This is a genomic window from Nocardiopsis listeri (genome assembly GCF_020741345.1).
Classification (GTDB): Bacteria; Actinomycetota; Actinomycetes; order Streptosporangiales; family Streptosporangiaceae; genus Nocardiopsis; species Nocardiopsis listeri_A.
Window position 1 is genome coordinate 1 of record NZ_DYZD01000102.1, and the last position, 7,246, is coordinate 7,246.

Here is a 7,246-nt window from a genome sequence, read left to right on the forward strand (position 1 = left end):
CCCACTGAGCGGTCCACCCCCACCGATGACCTTCGAACACCAGGGGCTGCTCTACCGCAGGGAGAGACGGTTCCACGAGGTGGTACGGGAGCGGCTTCGCACCGCGGTACGCGAAGACGGCCACACCGTCCTGGCCGTAGCGGATCCGGCCGCGCTTCTCGACGGGCTCACCCCCCAGGAGCGCGGCCGGGTGCGCGTCGTCGACCGTGACACCCTCTACGACGCCCCTGGCCGCACGCTGGCGGCCCTGCACCGCATGTCCCTGGCGCACGACTCGGTCACGGTGGTGGGCCAACCGCCCGTGCCCGCGGACGGGACGATGGAGAACCGCGAGTGGCACCGGATGGAGTCGGTGCTGAGCACCGCGCTCGCGCCGACGCGCATGCGCGTGCTGTGCGTCCACGACGAGCGGGGGCTGCCCCCGGGCGCGCGTTCGGCGATCCTGGCCACCCACCCCGTCCTGGTGGGTGGTGAGGGGCCGTGCACCAACCCGGCCTACCTGGGCACCGCTGCGTTCGGCCGTCGACGCCCGGCTCCGGAGCCGCTACCGGTGACGAGCCCGGTGCACCGTCTGGAGATCGAACAGTCCCTGCCGCGGCTGCGAGACGACCTCGACTCCTTGGCGCGCGCCCTGGACCTTCCCCGGGACCGGGTGGACGGTCTGGTGGTGGCGGTCAACGAGCTCGCGGCCAACGTGCTGGAGCACGGGGCGGGCAAGGGGACCGTGCAGATGTGGCGCGGTCCCGACCGGTGGGTGTGCGACGTCTTCGACGAACGCGGCGGGCTCTGTGACCCCTTGACGGGGTACCGCCCCGCCGATGGCCTGCGCCCCCGCGGATACGGGCTGTGGATCACCCGGCAGATCTGCGACTACATGGAGATCTGCGGGGACGAGTCGGGGTCGCTGGTGCGGTTGCACTTCGTGGATCCCGTCATCGGCCGGGAGGAGGCCGAGGAGGCGCGGACCGGAGAGGACGTGCGCACCACGCCGGTCGGCCCTTGAGAACGGTGGCCCACGGTCCGCGGTTCAGCCGCCGAGTTCGGAGACCGCGTCGCCGGTGCCGGCGCCTATCGGGATGACCTGGTCGATCCCCGCTATCACGAACAACCGGTTGACCTGCTGCTGGGGCTCGGTGACGATGAAACCGACGTCCAGGTCTCGGGCCTGGCGGAACGCCGCGACGAGTACCCCGATGCACCGGGAGTCACAGAACCCGACCTTGGCCAGGTTCACCACCACCCCTTTGGGGGTGTCGCCGAGGACCTCGTCCAACGCCTCGGCCAGTGCCGGGGACGTGACCGCGTCCATCTCACCGGCGGGCGTCACGACGGCGACGCCATCCTCGCGGCGAATCGAGATGTCTGACGTCACGGTCGGTCTCCTTGTCGTTCACTGCGCCGGGTGGGTCCCGGCCCCGCCGTGAGGCGGGCCGACCGCCGTCGCGCGCCACGACGGTCCCGAACCCTCATCATGACGCGTTCCGGTCACGCTCCGGACTCACCGCGGTCTTGTTGCCAGGTCTTTCACCGGGGTACCACCATGTTCATCGCACATACGTGCGGACCCGGTTCACCATTGACCGCTTACGTCCCGGTTCAGCGTCCATCCGCACCATTGCGACGCATGCGCGGTTGTGGACCCGTGTTCTCCGCGACGAGATCCCGGGCCACGTCCACCACCCGCTTGCGGTTGCGCTGGGCCACCTCCCGCAGGGCCGCGAAGGCGGCGTCGGCGTCGCAGCCCCGGGCGTGCATGATGATCCCCTTGGCCTGGTCGATCACCGTACGCGCCGACATGGCCCGACGCATGTGCGCGGACTCCCGGGCGGCGTCCGTCTGCCTGAAGGCCGTGTGCAGGGCCATCGCCGAGTGCTCGGCCAGCAGCGCGGTGAGTTCGGGTCCGACCCCCTCGTCGAAGGCGTCCGCGCGGCCGGAGTGCACCCCGAAGGTGAGCACACGGTCCTCGTCGCCGTCCCCGGGCAGGGCGCTGGGCTGGGTGATGGAGGAGCGGTCGCCGCACTGGACCGCCATGCTCGTGTACCGGGGCCAGCGCTGTTCGCGCAGCACGTCGGACACCCGGACCTGGCTCATCTCGCGGACCGCCTCGACGGTGGGCCCCTGGTCGGTCGTGTACTGGTGTTCCAGGGCCTCGGACAGGTCGGAGTGGGAGGCCCCGTAGTCGGTGACCACGTGGCGGCGGGACCCGTCGGGGCCGACCACCTCGCGCCACAGCACCACGAGCGCCGCCGAACAACCGGGGACGCTCAGCGCCGCGGCCCGACTCATCTGGTCCAGCGCGCGTTCAGGGGTGGTGTTCTCCTCCTGCCCGAGCGCGCCGATGTCACGGGCGAGGTGTTCGATCCACACCGTGCGAACCTCCTCGACTCGTGCCCCTCTCCCGCACCAAAGGTAACCTTCGAAAAAGCCTCGACCGGACACCGGACCGTTCCGGCAAGTCCTCACCCGCCCTCGAAGACCACCGGGAGACCGTGAGCGTGTCGGACAACCTCGCCGATCTGCAACGCGAGATCAACGCGCTGAGTGAACGTGTCGCGGCGTTGCGCAACACTCATACCACCTACCCGGACGACGCCGGGGGTACCGCGGAGGCCGCCCTCGCCGAGCTGGATTACGCCGAACGCCTGCTCGGCGACGCGGGCGCAGAACTGGCCCGCGCCCTCAGCGGACCCGCCGAACCCCGCCGCAGCGGCGACGACAACGACCGTGTCCTGTTGCGTGCGATGTTCAACGAACTCAGCGTGCCCGTGGTGCTACTGGACCATGACGGCTACATCCGTCGGATCAACAACGCGGGCGCCGAGCAGCTGGGCGGCGCCCCCGGCTATGTCACAGGCAAGCCCTTCGCCCACTTCGTCGACCTGCGCAAGCGCGCGGCGATGCAGTCGTGGCTGGCCGCGGTACTGCGGGGTGACGGTCCCGCGTCCCTGGAGTCGCGGCTGGCACAGCGCGGGTGGGCCGAGGACGTGCACCTGACCCTGACGCGGTTGGAGCTGCCCACCGAGGCCCAACCCCTGGTCCTGGTGGCGATGTCGCCACCGATGAACGGCGCCGACGAGGACGGTCCCTCGCCGTTGGAACCGGAGGTGGAGGATCAGGTGGTCGTGCTCGCCGCCCGCCGCCTGGACGTGCTGACCCGGATGACCCGTCTACTGCTGCGCGATGCCGCCCCCACCAAGGCCCTGGCGCTCGCCGACGCCGCGGACCTGCTGGCCGACTCCTACGCGGACTGGGTGATCATCGACGTCTGCGACCTGCCCGAGGGCCCCGAGGCCGCCCGCCGCGCCGCCGTCGTCGGACCGGCCGACGCCCCCGAGGGCCAACGCGACGAGGTGGCCGCGCTACCCCCGAGCGACTCCGACATCCCCGGAGAGGTCCTCGGTCGCGGCCAGTCGTTGCTGTTCCCACTGATCGAGGACGAGACGGTGCTGGGCAGCATGGGCGCCGGCGCCCCTGTCCTGGCGGTGTTGGGCGCCGGTTCTCTGCTGTCGGTTCCGCTGCGCGGCAGCCGGGGCGTGCGGGGCGCGCTCACCCTGATCCGACGCAGCAACCGGGGCAGTTTCCGCCTGGCCGACCTCGGCCTGATCGAGGAGATCGGCGAACACATCGGGCTGGCCCTGCCGCCTCGACCACTCTGATCGGCCACGAGGGGTTATCGTTCGGGCGCCGTCAGGGTTCTGGAGGTGCCGGAGGTGGGATTGCGAGGAACGAGCCATCACACCGTGGGTGCCACAGCGTCTCCTGCAACCCATTCCCGACTCCCAAACACCCGAACACGCCAAAGCGCCGGCGGAGGCGCAAGGCGAACACTGTCACTCCTCGGGACCGTGCAGGGTGTCGACCAGCGTGGACAGGCGGGAGGCCGAACGGTCCACCCGGCGGACGGCGTCCACCAGCGGCTGATCGATCTCCTGGTAGTTGCCGACGATGTGTTCGCGCAGGTCGGCCAGGTCCGACTGGACCTGACGGGAACGCTGGGCGAGCTGCTCTACGAGCACCTTGCCGGGTTCGCCGGTCTCCTGGCCGAGCACCCGTTGCAGCGAGCGGGCCTGTTCTCGCATCTGCGCCTTGAGCTGGTGCAGTTCGACGAACACCTCGACCTTGGAGCGCAGTACCCACGGGTCGAACGGCTTGATGAGGAAGTCCACCGCGCGCGAGGAGTAACCACGGAACACCTGGTGCCGATCGACTTCCTGGGCGGTCAGGAAGATGATCGGCACATCCTTGGTCTTCTCCCGCTGCTTGATGTGCGCGGCGGTCTCGAACCCGTCCATGCCCGGCATGATCACGTCGAGCAGGATCACGGCGAAGTCCGTGCCCAGAAGGTGCTTCAGCGCCTCCTCGCCGGAGTTGGCCCGCACCAGGTTCTGGTCGAGGGAGGTGAGGGCCGCCTCCAGCGCGATGAGGTTCTCGTCCCGGTCGTCGACGAGAAGGATGTTGGCCTTCTGAGTCACTGCTTCTTACTCCGAGTCGTGCGGTGGGGTGTTGCCGTCATCGCCGGTCTCCCCGGCGTCGTCGTGGCCTGTGTCGCCATTGTGCACGTCGGCGGAACCGTTCGTGTCACCAGGGCGATCGTCGGCCGCGGCGCCCGCCCGGGTCTCCTCCGGGTCGGCGGTGAGCCAACGACGCATCACGTCCAACAGGTGGTCCAGGTCGACCGGTTTGGTGACGTAGTCGGTGGCACCGGCCGCCAGACTGCGCTCCCGGTCGCCCTGCATGGCCTTGGCGGTCAGCGAGATGATCGGCAGGTCGGCGAACTGGGGCATCTCACGGATGCGCTGGGTGGTCTGGTTACCGTCCAGCTCCGGCATCATCACGTCCATCAGGACGAGTGAGATGTCCTCGTTGGCCTCCAACTTCTCGATGCCGGAGTGACCGTTGTCGGCGTACAGGACCTCCAGCCCTTGTGCTTCCAGGGCGCTGGTCAACGCGAACACGTTGCGCACGTCGTCGTCGACGATGAGCACGCGCTGCCCCGCCAGGATCGCCCGGCGCTCGGGGTCGGGGCGGGCCTCGACCTGTTCCTCCCCGCCCTGTTCCTCGGGTTCGGTGCTCTTGAGGACCTGCACCATGGGCAGCGGTTCCTCGGGTTCACTCGAATCGGTCAGGGCCGCGACCACGGCGTCGAAGTCCTCGTCGGGCAGGTCGAGTTCGTCGTCGCCGAGCGGGTCCTGGGAGTTCGGTCCCTGTTCCAGCGCGGGCGGCGTGGTCAGGGCCGGGGGCTGTTCCACGACCTCCCCGGCGTCCTCGGGCAGGCGCACCGGCAGCAGCAGGGTGAAGGTGGAGCCCTGGCCGGAGATGCTCTGCACCCGGATCTCACCGCCGAGCAGTCGGGCGAAGTTGCGGCTGATGGACAGGCCCAGGCCGGTGCCGCCGAAGCGTCGCGAGGTCCCACCGTCACCCTGGTGGAAGGCCTCGAAGATCACCTGGAGCTTGTCCTCGGCGATACCGATGCCGGTGTCGGCGACCGTGAAGGCGATGACCTCCTCGTTCTCGACGAACATGTCGAGGTCGGTGTCCTCCAGTGCCCAGGCCGGTTCGATGAGCAGCCGTACCTCGCCCTGCGAGGTGAACTTGACGGCGTTGGAGAGCAGGTTGCGCAGGATCTGCTGGAGCCGCTGCTCGTCGGTCCACAGGGTCTCGGGGATGTCCGGGGACACGTCCACCGCGAAGGCCAGCCCCTGTTCGCCGGTGACCGGCCGGAAGGTGGCCTCCACGTAGTCGACGAGCTGGGCGATGGACACCTCGCTGGGCTGCACCTCGGCGCGGCCCGCCTCCACCTTCGACAGGTCGAGGATCTCGTCGATGAGCAGCAGCAGGTCGCTGCCGGCCTTGTGGATGGTCTGGGCGAACTCGACCTGCTTGGGCGTGAGGTTCTGCTCGGCGTTGTCGGCGAGCAGACGGGCCAGGATGAGCAGGCTGTTGAGCGGCGTGCGCAACTCGTGCGACATATTCGCCAGGAACTCGGACTTGTACTTTGACGAGACCTGCAGCTGGTGCGCGCGCTCCTCCAACGCGTTCCGGGAACGCTGGATCTGCTGGTTCTGCAGCTCGATCGCACGATTCTGGTTGGCCAGCTGGGTGGCCTTCTGCCGCAGCTCCGCGTTCATGCCGCGCAGCTCCTCCTGCTGGCGCTGGAGTTCGTTGGAGCGTTCGCGCAGCTGGCTGGTGAGCTGCTGGGACTGTTCGAGCAGCAGCTCGGTGCGGTTGTTGGCCAGGATCGTGTTGATCGTGGTGCCCAGCAGTGAGACCAGCTGGCGCAGGAAGTTCTTGTGGATCTCGCGGAACTCCTCGAAGGAGGCGAACTCCACGACGCCCAGGGAACGGCCCTCGGTGACGATCGGGACGATGTACAGGTGGTTGGGGACGGCGTCTCCGAGCCCCGACTCGATGTTGACGTACCCGGCCGGGATGTTGCTGACGTGCTGTTCGGTCTGCTGGGCGAGCGCCTCACCCGCCAGCCCTTGGCCCTTGACGATGCGTCGCCGCTGTTCGGTGGGTTGGAAGCCGAAGCCCGCGTAGAGCCGGAAGACGCCCTCGTGGTCCTGGTCCTCGGGCAGGTAGCAGGCGCCGTGCTGGGCACCGATGAGCGGCGTGACCTCGTTCATGATGAGGCGGGCCAGCTCGTCGAGGTCCCGGTGTCCCTGGATGTGTCCGGAGATGCGGGCGAGGTTGGACTTGAGCCAGTCGGCGTCGCGCTGCACCGAGGTGGTCTCGCGCAGGTTGGACACCATCAGGTTGATGTTGGCCTTGAGCTCTTCCATCTCGCCGCGGGTGTCGACCTGGATGTTGCGGGTCAGGTCGCCCTTGGCCACGGCGTTGGCGACTCCGGCGATGGCTCGCACCTGGGTGGTGAGGTTGCCGGCCAGCTCGTTGACGCTGTCGGTGAGCTGCTTCCACGTTCCGGTGACGCCCTCGACCTTGGCCTGACCGCCCAGCTGCCCGAGGCTGCCCACCTCGTGGGCCACACGCGTGACCTCCGTGGCGAAGGCCGACAGCTGGTCGACCATGGTGTTCACGGTGGTCTTGACTTCGAGGATCTCGCCCTGGGCGTTGACGTCGATCTTCTTGGTGAGGTCACCGGCGGCGACCGCCGTCGTCACCTCGGAGATGTTGCGCACCTGAGTGGTCAGGTTGTGCGACATCGAGTTGACGTTCTCGGTGAGGTCGTTCCAGATGCCGGAGACGCCCTTGACGCTGGCGCGACCGCCCAGCTTGCCCTCGGTAC

At 68.9% G+C, this 7,246-nt stretch carries 6 protein-coding genes; 2 read left to right on the forward strand and 4 right to left on the reverse strand.

Annotated features, from left to right (window positions below):
- The first annotated feature begins 25 nt into the window (after positions 1 to 25).
- The gene (locus tag K8V84_RS06280) at positions 26 to 1,003 is read left to right on the forward strand and encodes an anti-sigma factor RsbA family regulatory protein (RefSeq protein WP_304071642.1); all 978 of its coding nucleotides are present in this window, start codon (positions 26 to 28) and stop codon (positions 1,001 to 1,003) included.
- A gap of 24 nt (positions 1,004 to 1,027) precedes the next feature.
- Here the strand turns inward: K8V84_RS06280 and K8V84_RS06285 are convergent, their stop codons facing one another.
- On the reverse strand, positions 1,028 to 1,372 hold the full coding sequence (locus tag K8V84_RS06285; protein ID WP_304071632.1) for an STAS domain-containing protein: 345 nt from the start codon (positions 1,370 to 1,372) through the stop codon (positions 1,028 to 1,030).
- Positions 1,373 to 1,596: 224 nt separating this feature from the next.
- Positions 1,597 to 2,367, reverse strand: a complete 771-nt coding sequence (locus tag K8V84_RS06290; protein ID WP_304071634.1) for an ANTAR domain-containing protein — start codon at positions 2,365 to 2,367, stop codon at positions 1,597 to 1,599.
- A 128-nt stretch (positions 2,368 to 2,495) separates the two neighbouring features.
- Between K8V84_RS06290 and K8V84_RS06295 the strand changes: the two genes are divergently transcribed.
- Positions 2,496 to 3,656, forward strand: a complete 1,161-nt coding sequence (locus tag K8V84_RS06295; protein ID WP_304071637.1) for a PAS domain-containing protein — start codon at positions 2,496 to 2,498, stop codon at positions 3,654 to 3,656.
- Positions 3,657 to 3,830: 174 nt separating this feature from the next.
- On the opposite strand, the gene K8V84_RS06300 is transcribed toward K8V84_RS06295, so the two are convergent.
- Positions 3,831 to 4,472, reverse strand: a complete 642-nt coding sequence (locus K8V84_RS06300) for a two-component system response regulator (protein WP_304071639.1) — start codon at positions 4,470 to 4,472, stop codon at positions 3,831 to 3,833.
- 6 nt (positions 4,473 to 4,478) lie between these two features.
- Positions 4,479 to 7,246 (reverse strand): ATP-binding protein (locus tag K8V84_RS06305; protein ID WP_304071640.1); only part of this gene is annotated, 2,768 nt, incomplete at its 5' end.